Annotated in this window: 13 protein-coding genes; 10 read left to right on the top strand and 3 right to left on the bottom strand. The window is 70.3% G+C overall.

The window, feature by feature from the left end:
* Nucleotides 1-51 precede the first annotated feature (51 nt).
* The 5 genes from AB0M16_RS23370 (at nucleotide 52) to AB0M16_RS23350 (ending at nucleotide 2461) form a co-directional block, all read left to right on the top strand.
* Complete coding sequence (locus AB0M16_RS23370; protein WP_365346141.1) at nucleotides 52-675, top strand: hypothetical protein; 624 nt, start codon at nucleotides 52-54, stop codon at nucleotides 673-675.
* Between the two features lie 14 nt (nucleotides 676-689).
* Complete coding sequence (locus AB0M16_RS23365; protein ID WP_365345895.1) at nucleotides 690-869, top strand: hypothetical protein; 180 nt, start codon at nucleotides 690-692, stop codon at nucleotides 867-869.
* 124 nt (nucleotides 870-993) lie between these two features.
* Nucleotides 994-1437, top strand: a complete 444-nt coding sequence (locus AB0M16_RS23360) for a BlaI/MecI/CopY family transcriptional regulator (protein WP_365345891.1) — start codon at nucleotides 994-996, stop codon at nucleotides 1435-1437.
* A gap of 9 nt (nucleotides 1438-1446) precedes the next feature.
* Nucleotides 1447-1968, top strand: a complete 522-nt coding sequence (locus tag AB0M16_RS23355; RefSeq protein ID WP_365345889.1) for an amino-acid N-acetyltransferase — start codon at nucleotides 1447-1449, stop codon at nucleotides 1966-1968.
* Between the two features lie 154 nt (nucleotides 1969-2122).
* On the top strand, nucleotides 2123-2461 hold the full coding sequence (locus tag AB0M16_RS23350) for an Lsr2 family protein (protein WP_365345887.1): 339 nt from the start codon (nucleotides 2123-2125) through the stop codon (nucleotides 2459-2461).
* Here the strand turns inward: AB0M16_RS23350 and AB0M16_RS23345 are convergent.
* Entirely contained in the window at nucleotides 2440-3072 is a 633-nt protein-coding gene (locus AB0M16_RS23345) for an SCO3374 family protein (RefSeq protein ID WP_365345885.1), read from the bottom strand. The two genes, AB0M16_RS23350 and AB0M16_RS23345, sit on opposite strands and share 22 nt — an antisense overlap.
* Before the next feature lie 463 nt (nucleotides 3073-3535).
* Here AB0M16_RS23345 and AB0M16_RS23340 point away from each other — a divergent pair, with 463 nt between their 5' ends.
* Complete coding sequence (locus AB0M16_RS23340) at nucleotides 3536-6058, top strand: ATP-dependent Clp protease ATP-binding subunit (protein ID WP_365345883.1); 2523 nt, start codon at nucleotides 3536-3538, stop codon at nucleotides 6056-6058.
* Nucleotides 6059-6151: 93 nt separating this feature from the next.
* Here AB0M16_RS23340 and AB0M16_RS23335 read toward each other — a convergent pair whose 3' ends face one another.
* Nucleotides 6152-9172 (bottom strand): NACHT domain-containing protein, encoded by a 3021-nt coding sequence (locus tag AB0M16_RS23335; protein ID WP_365345881.1) that lies wholly within the window; start codon nucleotides 9170-9172, stop codon nucleotides 6152-6154.
* A 484-nt stretch (nucleotides 9173-9656) separates the two neighbouring features.
* On the opposite strand from AB0M16_RS23335, the gene AB0M16_RS23330 reads away from it, so the two are divergent.
* Nucleotides 9657-10361 (top strand): M23 family metallopeptidase, encoded by a 705-nt coding sequence (locus tag AB0M16_RS23330; RefSeq protein ID WP_365345879.1) that lies wholly within the window; start codon nucleotides 9657-9659, stop codon nucleotides 10359-10361.
* Nucleotides 10362-10371: 10 nt separating this feature from the next.
* Here the strand turns inward: AB0M16_RS23330 and AB0M16_RS23325 are convergent, their stop codons facing one another.
* The gene (locus AB0M16_RS23325) at nucleotides 10372-10935 is read right to left on the bottom strand and encodes a helix-turn-helix domain-containing protein (RefSeq protein ID WP_365345877.1); all 564 of its coding nucleotides are present in this window, start codon (nucleotides 10933-10935) and stop codon (nucleotides 10372-10374) included.
* Nucleotides 10936-11042: 107 nt separating this feature from the next.
* On the opposite strand from AB0M16_RS23325, the gene AB0M16_RS23320 reads away from it, so the two are divergent.
* The 3 genes from AB0M16_RS23320 to AB0M16_RS23310 all read left to right on the top strand — a co-directional run bounded on the left by AB0M16_RS23320 (nucleotide 11043) and on the right by AB0M16_RS23310 (nucleotide 13658).
* The gene (locus AB0M16_RS23320; protein ID WP_365345876.1) at nucleotides 11043-12632 is read left to right on the top strand and encodes an MDR family MFS transporter; all 1590 of its coding nucleotides are present in this window, start codon (nucleotides 11043-11045) and stop codon (nucleotides 12630-12632) included.
* A 152-nt stretch (nucleotides 12633-12784) separates the two neighbouring features.
* Nucleotides 12785-13180, top strand: coding sequence for a helix-turn-helix transcriptional regulator (locus AB0M16_RS23315; RefSeq protein ID WP_365346139.1), 396 nt, complete (start codon nucleotides 12785-12787; stop codon nucleotides 13178-13180).
* A 28-nt stretch (nucleotides 13181-13208) separates the two neighbouring features.
* Nucleotides 13209-13658: a VOC family protein gene (locus tag AB0M16_RS23310; RefSeq protein WP_365345874.1), complete on the top strand. Its 450-nt coding sequence runs from the start codon at nucleotides 13209-13211 to the stop codon at nucleotides 13656-13658.
* Nucleotides 13659-13708: the final 50 nt, after the last annotated feature.

Here is a 13708-nt window from a genome sequence, read left to right as displayed (position 1 = left end):
ATTAGCGCGTATCGTCGGCCCATGCCCACGCCCTACGGATCCCGTGGCGGCATGGCGTTCAGCGCGGACGAGCTGCGTGTGCTCCGACGCGCCCTCGCCACCGCACTCAACCCTGCCCCCCTTCAGGACGACGACGTCCAGGACTGCCTGCGCCTGGCCGACTCCGTGGACGAGGCGGTGCGCGAGGCAGGCCGGGAGCGCGCCTTCCTCCTCGCCGACCTGGTCCGCTACCGCCAGGCCCTGCCCGGCTCGCTGGCCGGCTACCTGGAGCTCCTCCGGGACGCCCTGGCCGCCGGCTACGACCCCGGGGCCGACGACCTCGCCGCTCTCCGAGCGCTGCGCTCCAACCCCGCGGCCGCCGCGCTCCTGGCCCGCTGCCAGGTCCTGGCGGAACGATCCGTCCGCGCCCGGCTCGCCCGCGTCGCCCAGGTCCGGGGCCGTACCGCCCCGGTGGGCGTCCCGTCCCCGGTCCCGCGCGCCCGCCTGCTCGCCCTGCCCGGCGGGCGCGCCTCGGACGACGGGCCCAGGCCCGACTCCTCCCCGGGCGGGCCCGCGAAGCCCGCCCCCAAGCCGCCCGCGCCCGGCGAGCGGCCGGTGCCCAAACCGTCCGAGGTGTTCCCGCCGCGCCGACGCCCCGTTCCGCCGCCCCCGCCCGAGGAACGCGCGGCCGGATAGCTACTCTGGACGCCATGGACTACGTATCCGCGCTCGTGCCCCCCGTCGTGATGGCCGCGTTCTTCATCGCCCTCGTCGTGGTGATCGTGAAGAGCCAGGGCGGACCGAACAAGGCCAAGGAGGACGCGCTCGTGGACGCCGCCCTCGCACGCGCCGAGTCCGCCCGCCAGAACAACGGCACCACCGCCCCGTAGCGGGCCCGCAAGTCCCGAGGACGTACGACCGACGCAACAGGGCCGTACGTCCTTTTTGCTGTCTTACAGGGCTTTTTCTCCACAAAGAGACCGATATGCGGTGAACTCGCACTAAGGTGGCGCTGTGCCCCGTCAATTGGGAGAGCTGGAAGACGCGGTGATGACCCGCGTCTGGCAATGGAACCGCCCGGTAACCGTCCGGGAAGTCCTGGAGGATCTCCAGCAGGAACGGTCCATCGCCTACACCACCGTCATGACCGTATTGGACAATCTCCATCAGAAGGGCTGGGTGCGCAGGGAAGTCGAAGGCCGCGCCTATCGATATACGGCGGTCTCCACCCGCGCCGCCTACTCGGCCGCGCTGATGAACGAGGCCTGGGCGCAGAGCGACAACCCCGCCGCGGCCCTCGTCGCCTTCTTCGGCATGATGTCGCCCGAACAGCGCGAAGCACTGAACGACGCCGTCCGTATCGTCCAGCGGGACACCCCCGAAGGCGGCCCCGCCGCTGCCGCCGGCCCCGCCGAATCCTCCGAGGGCGGCGAGGCTCCCGCAGGTCCCGGGCGATAACGTCCCCCCATGTCATCCGCTTCCGCCAATGCCGTCACCGTGCGCCGGGCCCGCACCTCCGATGTCGCCGCAGTGCGCCGCCTCGTCGACCCCTTCGTGCGGCGCGGCATCCTGCTCGACAAGGCGACGGTCACCCTTTACGAGGACATCCAGGAGTTCTGGGTCGCCGAACGTGACGACGACGCCACGGTCGTCGGCTGCGGCGCCCTGCACGTGATGTGGGAAGACCTCGCCGAAGTGCGCACCCTCGCGGTCGATCCGGAGTTCAAGGGCGCCGGAGTGGGACATCAGGTGCTCGACAAGTTGCTGCACACCGCCCGATGGCTCGGGGTGCGCAAGGTTTTCTGCCTCACCTTCGAAGTCGACTTCTTCGCGAAGCACGGCTTCGTCGAGATCGGCGAGACTCCGGTCGACGGAGATGTCTACAGCGAGCTCCTGCGTTCCTATGACGAGGGTGTCGCGGAGTTCCTGGGTCTCGAACGAGTGAAGCCGAACACCTTGGGCAACAGCCGGATGCTTCTGCACCTGTGACGAGAGCCCGGACGGTCATGGATCGGAGTGCCTATGTCCGAATCGCGCACGTTTCCCGCGTTGCCGGGGTTCTGAACCTCTGCCAGGGGTTTGTGTTTTTCCGGGAAAAGCGGTTTCCTTTCCGCGTACTGCATTTTCGATGAAAGGAAATCCGGTGGCACAGAAGGTTCAGGTCCTTCTTGTCGACGACCTCGACGGCGGCGAGGCGGACGAGACCGTGACGTTCGCGCTGGACGGCAAGTCCTACGAGATCGACCTCACCACCGCCAACGCGGACAAGCTCCGTGACCTGCTCGAGCCGTACACCAAGAGCGGCCGCCGTACCGGTGGTCGCAGCGCCGGTGCCCGGGGCAAGGGCCGCGTCGCCGCTGCCGGCGGCAGCCCGGACACCGCGAAGATCCGTGCGTGGGCCAAGGAGAACGGCTACAACGTGAACGACCGCGGCCGCGTGCCGGCCGACATCAAGCAGGCTTACGAGGACGCGAACCGCTGAGCGGTCAGCTGCTGAGCGCCCGTCCCCGCCCCCGGCTCCGGCCGGTGGCCACGGGCAGCACTCAGCAGCCGGGCCCGGTGGCACTCGGCGGCGGCGACGGCCACGAGCCGCGCCAGGCAGGGGGCGCCCGTACCGCCCCGCAGTGAGGGCCGCAGGGCCGGCAGCGAGGACTCGACCTCGCGTCCCGGCTCCGGGGCCCTCAGCCACACCGCGGCGCCCGGTCGGCCGGAACCGCTCCGACCGGTCGGTCTCCGGCCTGGGGGTGCGGGGGCGGTCATCCGGCCGTCGGTGCCCAGCATCCCCAGATCCAGTGAGATCCCGCCCCACTCCAGCCAGTCCAGGAGCCCGGGCAGCTCCTCCGCGCTCCCCGCGGCCACGAGCATCCGCATCCGCCGCCCCATCAGGGCCACCGGGCCGACGGCGGCGCCCATCCGGTGCAGCACGCCCCGGCCGGCCGCCGCGGGCAGCTCCAGGACGTCGAAGCGCAGCCCCGTCACCAGCTGCACGGGAGGCCCGGCCGCGGTCGCCCAGCCGAGCTCGTGCTCGTACCACCGCGCCGTCGCCCCGCCGCTGTCGAGCGGCGAGCGGGGGAGGGGGACGGTGGAGGCCATACCGGGGGAACGCCGACGGGGGCTCACGGGTTACGCCTCCGGTGACGCAGGGTCCTTGATCCGGTGCGCAGTGTGTCCATGATGGGGGCGTACGGGTGCATTCGTGAGCGCAAGGTTGTTCGCCCGTAGCGGAGGGAACCGGGGTGTGCCGCATGGAGTGTCCGTGCTTACGGGTAAGACATTCCATGTGAGGAGGGGCGTCTCGCGGGCAGAAGCGTCTCACGTTCGCCATCGGCGTACTGGAGGCGCGGGTAACAGCTTGGCCTGCGGGAACATCGTCTCGCACCATCGAGTTGGAGCATTTGTCGGCTGTTCGGCAGCAGGTCTCCCCGAGAAGTAAGGGGGTGATCCGGACGGATGTCGGCAGTTGGAATGAGCGGTCCCCGCTTGCGGGACTAAGCTGCGGAAGGACAGGGAGGGGATCGACCCCTAACTGACTGACCGCTCTGAGGAGCGATTAACGATGTTCGAGAGGTTCACCGACCGCGCGCGGCGGGTTGTCGTCCTGGCTCAGGAAGAAGCCCGGATGCTCAACCACAACTACATCGGCACCGAGCACATCCTCCTGGGCCTTATCCACGAGGGTGAGGGTGTCGCCGCTAAGGCCCTGGAGAGCCTCGGGATTTCGCTCGAGGCGGTCCGCCAGCAGGTGGAGGAGATCATCGGCCAGGGCCAGCAGGCCCCGTCCGGGCACATCCCCTTCACCCCTCGTGCCAAGAAGGTCCTGGAGCTGTCGCTCCGGGAGGCCCTCCAGCTCGGCCACAACTACATCGGCACCGAGCACATCCTGCTCGGCCTGATCCGCGAGGGCGAGGGCGTCGCCGCCCAGGTCCTCGTGAAGCTGGGCGCCGATCTCAACCGGGTGCGGCAGCAGGTCATCCAGCTGCTCTCCGGCTACCAGGGCAAGGAAGCCGCCACCGCCGGCGGTCCTGCCGAGGGCACCCCCTCGACGTCCCTGGTCCTCGACCAGTTCGGCCGCAACCTCACCCAGGCGGCCCGCGAGTCCAAGCTCGACCCGGTCATCGGGCGCGAGAAGGAGATCGAGCGGGTCATGCAGGTGCTGTCCCGCCGCACCAAGAACAACCCGGTCCTCATCGGCGAGCCCGGCGTCGGCAAGACCGCCGTCGTCGAGGGCCTGGCCCAGGCCATCGTCAAGGGCGAGGTGCCCGAGACCCTCAAGGACAAGCACCTCTACACCCTGGACCTCGGCGCGCTGGTCGCCGGCTCCCGCTACCGCGGTGACTTCGAGGAGCGCCTGAAGAAGGTCCTCAAGGAGATCCGCACCCGCGGCGACATCATCCTGTTCATCGACGAGCTCCACACCCTCGTGGGTGCGGGCGCCGCCGAGGGCGCGATCGACGCCGCCAGCATCCTCAAGCCGATGCTCGCCCGCGGTGAGCTCCAGACCATCGGTGCCACCACGCTCGACGAGTACCGGAAGTACCTGGAGAAGGACGCCGCGCTGGAGCGCCGCTTCCAGCCCATCCAGGTCGCCGAGCCGTCGCTGCCGCACACGATCGAGATCCTCAAGGGTCTGCGCGACCGCTACGAGGCCCACCACCGTGTCTCCATCACGGACGAGGCCCTCGTCCAGGCCGCGACCCTGGCCGACCGCTACATCTCGGACCGCTTCCTGCCGGACAAGGCGATCGACCTGATCGACGAGGCCGGCTCCCGGATGCGCATCCGCCGGATGACCGCGCCGCCGGACCTCCGCGAGTTCGACGAGAAGATCGCCGCCGTCCGCCGGGACAAGGAGTCCGCGATCGACTCGCAGGACTTCGAGAAGGCCGCCTCCCTGCGCGACAAGGAGAAGCAGCTCCTCGCCGCGAAGACCAAGCGGGAGAAGGAGTGGAAGGCCGGCGACATGGACGTCGTCGCCGAGGTCGACGGCGAGCTGATCGCCGAGGTCCTGGCGACCGCCACCGGCATCCCGGTCTTCAAGCTGACCGAGGAGGAGTCCTCGCGCCTGCTCCGCATGGAGGACGAGCTCCACAAGCGCGTCATCGGGCAGAAGGACGCCGTCATCGGCCTCTCGCGCGCCATCCGGCGTACGCGAGCCGGTCTGAAGGACCCGAAGCGCCCCGGCGGTTCGTTCATCTTCGCCGGTCCGTCCGGTGTCGGTAAGACCGAGCTGTCCAAGGCGCTCGCCGAATTCCTCTTCGGCGACGAGGACGCGATGATCTCCCTCGACATGTCGGAGTTCAGCGAGAAGCACACCGTCTCGCGTCTGTTCGGTTCTCCGCCCGGATACGTCGGCTACGAAGAGGGCGGCCAGCTCACCGAGAAGGTGCGCCGCAAGCCGTTCTCCGTGGTCCTCTTCGACGAGGTCGAGAAGGCCCACCCCGATATCTTCAATTCCCTTCTCCAGATCCTGGAGGACGGTCGACTGACCGACTCCCAGGGCCGGGTCGTGGACTTCAAGAACACGGTCATCATCATGACGACCAACCTCGGGACCAGGGACATCTCGAAGGGCTTCAACCTCGGCTTCGCGGCCCAGGGCGACACGAAGTCCAACTACGAGCGGATGAAGGCGAAGGTCAGCGACGAGCTGAAGCAGCACTTCCGCCCGGAGTTCCTCAACCGTGTGGACGACATCATCGTCTTCCCGCAGCTGACGCAGGAGGACATCCTCCAGATCGTCGACCTCATGATCAGCCGCGTCGACGAGCGCCTGAAGGACCGGGACATGGGCATCGAGCTCTCCCAGTCCGCGAAGGAGCTCCTCGCGAAGAAGGGCTACGACCCGGTCATGGGCGCCCGGCCGCTGCGCCGGACGATCCAGCGCGAGGTCGAGGACACCCTGTCCGAGAAGATCCTCTTCGGCGAGCTGCGCCCCGGCCACATCGTGGTCGTGGACACGGAGGGCGAGGGCGAGGAGCGCAAGTTCACCTTCCGCGGCGAGGAGAAGTCGGCCCTGCCGGACGTCCCTCCGGTGGAGGCGGCGGGCGGGGCGGGCCCGAACCTGTCCAAGGACGCGTAACACCGCGCCGAGGCTGAACGGCTGAAGGGGCGGCCCCGGGACCTGAAGAGGTCCCGGGGCCGCCCCTTCGCCTTGCCGGGGCCGCCCCTCTCCTCAGGTGACGACCCGGACGGTCTGGGGGAGGTGTTCGCTGCCCGTGAGGACCAGGCCGGCGGCGTGGAGCTCGGCGAGTCGTGGGAGGGCCGCGAGGGGCGACACGTCCAGCGTCTCCGCCGGGTCGGCGTACAGGTCCAGCCTCCGCAAGCCGGGGAAGAGCCGTACGAGGCGGCGCAGCGAGGGCAGATCGGCGCTTCGCGCCTCGACGGCCAGTTCGTCGACACCGGGCAGTCGCGTGCCGTCCGGGCAGGCGGGCAGATCGGTGGCGTGGATGCCGAGCACGGGCAGGCGTGGCACCGCTGCCACTTGGTGCCAGCGCTGCTCGTTCAGCCCCGCGGCCCAGAGCACGAGCTGATCGAGGTGGGGGAACCGGCGGAGGGCCGCGAGCCCGTCCGAGGGCCAGGTCGGGAAGTACAGGTTGCGCAGCGGACCGTCGGAGGGAAGGCCGTCGAGCCGCCACTCTGCCGCGTCCCTGAGGAACAGGGTGAGGCTGTCGAGCCGGGTGAGCGGGGCGAGCGCGGTCAGGTCCGGCCGCTCGTCGTCCCGCGACAGCTCCAGCACCCGCGGATCGCAGTGCGCGAGCAGGGCGGCCACCAGGCCGTCCGACACCCTGCCGCGGATGTCCAGCCCCTCGGGAGGGACCGGGAGGCGGAGGACTTCGCGGGCCCGCTCGTCGTCGGCGACGGTGTGCAGGAGGTCCGTCGGGTCCAGCCGGGCGATGATCGCCTGTGCGTACGGCTCCGCCTCGAAGCGGATCCACCCCCACATGAGCTGGGACCGGACCGGCAGCGAGGGGTGGGAAACGAACCGGGCCAGGTAGGGGATCGCGTGATCGGTCTCGATGTGGGTGGCCGTCGTCACCACCATCTTGGCCTCCTCGTCGCTGAGCCCCTCGGGGCCGGGAAGCAGGTCGAGGACGAGCCGGCCCACCAGGGCGAGTTCCCGCGCCTCGTCCGGAGTGCGGGGTGGGATGACCTCGGCCGTGCGGGCCAGGACCTCGGCCCGTACCTCGGGGGCCACCTCGGTCGCGTGCTCCAGGGCCGACGCGGCCAGGAGCAGGACGCGCAGCTGCGCACCGCGGTCCTGCGCCGCGTCGGCGGCAGCCAGCAGCTCGCGCAGGATCTCCGCACATTCCCGGGGGCGGGCATGGCCGACCGCCATGCGGATGACGTCCTCCCACTGGTCGTCGGAGGCGTGGGCGACCAGGACCCCGATGTCCCAGCGGTCCACGAGGGCCTTGGCGGCCAGGAAGTCCTGGAAGGTGCGGTGGACGAAGTCGACGGTGTCGGCGGTGGGCTCGCGGAGGAGCCCGCTGCGGTGCAGGAGGTGGGTGAACACCTTGTCCGCGTCGTACGCCGAGGCCTCCGGGACCGCCGGCACGGCCTCCTGGACGACCGACCGGGCATGGGTACGGTCCATCTGTGTGCGGCCGTTGAGCGTGAGCCAGTACGCGAGCCGTTGGACGAGCTGGATCTGGGAGGCCTCGCCGAGCTCGATGCCGTACGGGTTGCCCATGTCCCGTTCCCGGTCGCGGCGGCTCAGCAGCATCGACAGCGCGGCCTCGTACAGCGCCTTGCGGCCGCGGGGCAGGAAGCCGCGCCGGTCGCGGTGGAGGGCGCAGATGAGGCCGCACATCAGGGGGTTGGTGGCGAGCCGGGCGACGTCCTCCGTGGTGCGCAGGGCGTCACGCAGCGGCTGCTCGTAGGGGGCGGCGTCCGGCCCGGCGGCCTGGTGCCAGCGGCGTACGAAGGTGGCCACCTCCGTACGCGTCATGGGCGAGAGGGTCAGTTCCGTGAAGCCGTCCCGGGCCAGCCAGTCGTCGCCCACGGCGGTGGGGCGTGAGGTCACGAGCCAGCGGTTGCCCTCCCCGTAGGCGGCGAGCAGGTCGCGCAGCCATGCGCGGGCCCGGCCGCGTTCTGCCTCGGGGATCTCGTCGATGCCGTCGACGAGGACCAGGCCGCGTCCGGCGGTCAGGACCCGGTCGACCCAGCCGTCGGGGGCGCTGAGGGGGCTGCCGGCGGCGGAGAGGAAGTGCTCGGCGGCCGGGAGCCGCTCGCCGTGCCGGGTGAGGGCGCGCAGGGGGAGGACGAAGGGGATGCGGCCGTAGAGGTACTCCATCCCTTCCGTGCGGCCCCGGGCCGCCGCGGAGAGGGTCAGCCACTGGACGAGGGTGGTCTTGCCGGAGCCGGCCAGGCCCCGCAGCAGGATCCGGTCGTGCCGGGCGAGGGAGAGGTCGGCGCGTACGGAGCCCCGTTGCTGGGGACCGAGGCGCCCCTCCTCGCCCGGCGTCCCGGTCACGAAGTCCGCCCCCGTCGCCTCCAGCGACAGGTACGCCATGTCCAGCGGCCACTCGTCGGGCGAGTGGTGCAGGTCGATGCCGTAGATCGTGAGGCGTCCGTGCTTGTTCGCCAGGTGGGCGAGGTAGCGGCGCTCGAACTCGGCGTCGCGGACGTCCGGGTGCGGGACGCGGGAGAGGAGCAGGTCGGTCTTGGCGTGCAGGCCGGCCTGGCCGCGGGTCTGCTCGACGAGGGTGCGGGCCACGAAGGTGGAGCGCTGGGCGAAGAACTCCAGTATGTGGCGGCAGGCGGCCTCGGTGACGGCGTCCAGGAAGACGACGGACGCGCCGGCCAGGCCGTCGGGAGCCGGGGCGGCGGCGCGCAGGCGGGCCGCCAGGGCCCGGTGGCCCAGGGCCACGGCCTGGACGTCGTCCATGTCGAGGTCGCCGAGGGCGAGGAGGGTGGCCGCGAGGGCGTCGGTGACGGCCTCGGTCTCGTCGGCGGGGAACGGCGGCTCGCCGGGGCCGTATGCGGCCCGGTCGACGAGGGTGGCGGCGAGGCGGCGGACGTCCTTTTCGGTCAGGGTGCGCTTCTCGCCGCGGAAGGAGAGGCGGCCGGAGAGCCGGACGGGCCGGGCGTCACCCGGGAGGCCGGCTCCGGGACCGTCGCTGACCAGGAGTTTCTTCAGGAGCGGGCCGATCGTGCTGCCGGCGAGCCGGGCGCCGATGAGTGCCGGATCCATAGGTGTCCCCCTGTGCTTCCCCGTGTGTCCCCAGAGCGGTCAGCGTAGTGCGGGACGTCGCTCCGGAGCGCTCGGTCGCGTGACCCAGGTCGCAATGGCGGGCGCGCCGTGGTGACAAGGCGCACAGGGGTTTCGAAGGGTACTAGGCGGAATAGTGGCGACTTTTGCTCTGGATTCGGGACATGAGGGACTAAACCGCCGGGACCTAGGTCCCGGAGGGCCCGGGGGCGGATGCGGGGCGCCCTTTCTGGGGTTCGGGGGGCTCGCGACATGCGGTTAAACAGGTCTACGCGGGTCGCTTTGTCCGATTTCGTCTGGACTCGCTGGGGCCGTCAAGAGGTGAACTTCCCCGGAGATCGCTACGACGCGATGTCGTAGATGGGGTGTTTTGGCCGGGATGGGAGTCCGGGTTACCAAGGATGAGCAAGCCCGGCGCTCACCACTTCCGCGTCGGGTCCCGTTCTGTCCGGAGGTTCTCCCCCGTATGTCGAAGCGCGTCATGAAGCCCAGCATCCGTACCACCGCCGTCGCCCTCGCCGCCGCGGGTCTGGGAGCGTCGCTGGTGGCCGGTGCCGGCTCCGCGTTCGCCGCCGAGGGCAACGCCGCCGTCGCGAACGCCCCGACCGCGATCGCCGCGTCCGCCGCCGTGGCCAAGCAGGCCAACGTCCAGGCCCAGGTCGCCGCGCAGGCCGCCGCCCAGGCCAAGGCCGCTCAGGTGAAGGCCGCCGCCGTCAAGGCGCAGACCAAGGTCGTGGCCGCCAAGAAGGCCCCGTCCTGGGTCAAGCCGGTCACCTCCTACACGCTGACCGCCAGCTTCAACCAGGGCGGCGCCATGTGGGCCCACAAGCACTCCGGTCAGGACTTCGCCGTTCCGGTCGGCACCCCGGTCAAGGCGGCCGCCTCCGGCACCGTCGTGAAGGCCGGCCCGTACGGCGGCGGTGACGGCCCCGCGTACGGCAACGCCATCGTGATCAAGCACGCCAACGGCACGTACTCGCAGTACGCCCACCTCTCGAAGATCAAGGTCGGCATCGGCCAGAAGGTCTCCGTCGGCCAGCAGATCGCCCTCTCGGGCAACACCGGCAACTCCTCCGGCCCGCACCTGCACTTCGAGATCCGCACCACCCCGAACTACGGCTCCGCCCTGAACCCGGCCGCCTTCCTGGCGTCGCACGGCGTGCGCATCTGACCCTGACGGTCTACCGGCCCTGGTGGGCCTGACCGATCAGATCGAGGGCGACCTCGAGGACGGCTTCCTGCTTCTCCTCGGGGTCGCCCTCGACGTGGTGCATGAAGAACGCGCCCGCGTGCAGCGTGAAGATCGCGCTGATGGAGCGGACCTTGTCCGTCATCGCGAAGTCCGCGTCCTGGAGCAGTCCCGTCAGCGCGATCATGCGCTTCTTGAAGGTGAGGCCGACGCTCAGCTTGCTCACCGCGGCCTGGTTCTCCTGCATGAACCGGAAGAGGGGGGACGCGGCGAGCAGCGCCTCCTGGTAGCGGCGCAGGATCTCCTGCCGGGTCTCCAGGGTGCGCGGCTGCTCGCCCGCCCACGCGATCAGCTCGTCCATGGGGCGGGTGAGGTCCTCGAAGATGCTGACGAGGATGTCTTCCTTGGTCTTGAAGTGGTAGTACAGCGCGGCTTTGGTGACGTCGAGGCGCTCCGCGATCTCCCGCAGGGAGGTCGTCTCGTACCCCTGCTCGGCGAAGAGTTCGAGGGCAACGTCCTGGATGCGCTGACGGGTGTTGCCTCGGGCCTGGGCCATGGTCGCTCGCTTCCACCAAAACTTACTTGACGCCCGGCTAGTTACCGGTCTACTTTCCCCAGTGTAGTAACTAGCCGGGCGGCAAGTAAGGAAGTGGCGGGGACAGCATGGCAACGATCGAAAAAGACACCACAGCAGCAGAGGAGACGGCCGACCAGCCGCGCAGCGTCCGCGTCGTCCTCCTCGCCCTCATGATCGCGATGCTGCTCGCGATGCTGGACAACATGATCATCGGCACCGCGATGCCGACGATCGTCGGCGAGCTCGGCGGACTGGAGCACCTCTCCTGGGTCGTCACCGCCTACACCCTGGCCACCGCCGCCTCCACCCCGATCTGGGGCAAGCTCGGCGACATGTTCGGCCGGAAGAGCGTCTTCCTCACCTCGATCGTGATCTTCCTGATCGGCTCGGCGCTCAGCGGCATGGCCCAGGACATGGGCCAGCTCATCGGCTTCCGCGCCGTGCAGGGCCTGGGCGCCGGCGGTCTGATGGTCGGCGTGATGGCGATCATCGGCGACCTGATCCCGCCCCGGGACCGCGGCAAGTACCAGGGCATGATGGCCGGCATCATGGCGCTCGCCATGATCGGCGGACCGCTGGTCGGCGGCACCATCACCGACCACTGGGGCTGGCGCTGGTCCTTCTACATCAACCTGCCGCTCGGCGTCGTCGCCCTCGCGATGCTCGCCACCGTGCTGCACCTGCCGCGCAAGCAGCGCCCCGGCGGCACCCGGATCGACTTCGCCGGCGCCGCCCTCCTGACCGTCGGCATCACGGCGATCGTCCTGGTCACCACCTGGGGCGGCACCGAGTACCCCTGGGGCTCCGCCAACATCGTCGGTCTCGCGGTGGGCGGTGTCGTGGCCCTCGCGGCCTTCCTCTTCGTCGAGACCCGCGCGAGCGACCCGATCATGCCGCTGCACATCTTCCGCAGCCGCAACTTCACCCTGATGTCCGTGATCGGCTTCCTCACCGGCTTCGTGATGTTCGGCGCGGTCCTCTTCCTGCCGCTGTTCCAGCAGTCCGTGCAGGGCGCCTCCGCGACCAACTCCGGCCTGCTGCTCCTGCCGATGCTGCTGTCGATGATGGTCGTCTCGATGATCGCCGGCCGCGTCACCACCACCAGCGGCAAGTACAAGATCTTCCCGATCATCGGCGGCGCGTTCATGGTCGTCGGTCTCTACCTGCTGTCCACGATGGACACCGACACCACGCGGCTCGTCTCGGGCGTCTACATGGCGCTGCTCGGCGCCGGCATGGGCTTCCTGATGCAGATCACGATGCTCGTCGCGCAGAACAGCGTCGAGATGAAGGACATGGGTGTCGCCTCCTCGTCGACCACCCTCTTCCGGACCCTCGGCTCCTCCTTCGGCGTCGCGATCATGGGCGCTCTGTTCAACCACCAGGTCCAGAGCGAGATGGCCGCCCGCGGCGGCGGCGCCGCGACCGCCCGCTCGGCGCAGCTCGACGCCGCGAGCCTCGCCAAGCTGCCGGCCGCGCTCCGCGAGGCCTACCAGCACGCGGTCGCCGCCGGCACCCACTCCGCCTTCCTGGTCGGCTCGGCCGTCGCCGTCCTCGGCTTCGTGCTCGCCTTCTTCGTCAAGGAGGTGGCGCTGCGCGGCACCGGCCTCCCCGGGAAGGACTCCGGGGACACCGACGACAGCGACGGTGCCGTCAAGGTCGCCGAGACCGTCTGACCCCGCCCGCCACTCGGCCCCACGGCCCCGTCGTCCTGCGGACGTCGGGGCCGTTGTCAGTGGCGCGTGCGACGCTTCCGTCCGTGGAGACCAGCACCCCCGCGGGTGCGCGGCTGGCCTTGCTTCGCCGGCTGCGCCTCGCCAAGGACGCGATGGACCGCGACTGGGCCGAGCCGCTCGACCTGGACGCGGTGGCCGGCCATGCCGGCTATTCGCGGTTCCACTTCGTCCGCGCCTTCAAGGCGGCCTACGGCGAGACGCCCGGGCAGTACCTGTCGCGCCGTCGCATCGAGCGGGCCCAGGAGATGCTCCGCACCGCCGACCTGACCGTCACCGAGATATGCGCCCTGGTCGGCTTCAGCAGCCTCGGCACCTTCTCCACCCGCTTCAAGCGCCAGACCGGACTCAGCCCGAGCGAGTACCGCGCCCGGCACGTGGGCCGCGGGGCCGCGCTCATACCCGGCTGCTTCGCCCTGCTGTACGCGGGCGCCTTCCCGGGGCGGGAGCCGCGCGCTCCCGTGGAGCAGCGCAATTCCGGAGAAGCCTGACGCGGGGGCGGCCGCCTACGGTGGACGCATGATCAAGGGACTGGGCATCACCACCGTCTGGACGCTCGACCAGGAGCGCACGAGGAAGTTCTTCACCGAGAAGCTGGGCTTCGAGGTGCGCACGGACCTCGCCATGGGACCCATGCGCTGGATCACCGTCGGCGCCAAGGACCAGCCGGACGTCGAGCTGGCCCTGATGAGCCCGGACGGCCCGGCCATGGACGAGGAGTCCGCGACCGCCCTGAAGACGCTCGTCAGCAAGGGCGTCCTGGGGGCCGGGGCGTTCCGCACCGACGACTGCCGGGGTGACTACGAGACGTTCCGGGCGAGAGGGGTGGAGTTCCTCCAGGAGCCGCAGGAGCGTCCGTACGGGATCGAGGCGATCTTCCGCGACGACAACGGCAACTGGTACTCGCTGACCCAGCGCAACGAAGAACTGGACTTCTCCAAGGACTTCGGCACCCCGCCCGAGCGGTGATCGGCCCCGGCGCGGTGACAGACGCGAGCGGTGACCGGCCCCGGCGCGGT

This window comes from Streptomyces sp. NPDC051921 (genome assembly GCF_040680975.1).
In the GTDB taxonomy this organism is placed as follows: Bacteria; Actinomycetota; Actinomycetes; order Streptomycetales; family Streptomycetaceae; genus Streptomyces.
This window is presented reverse-complemented; position numbering and strand designations above follow the sequence as displayed.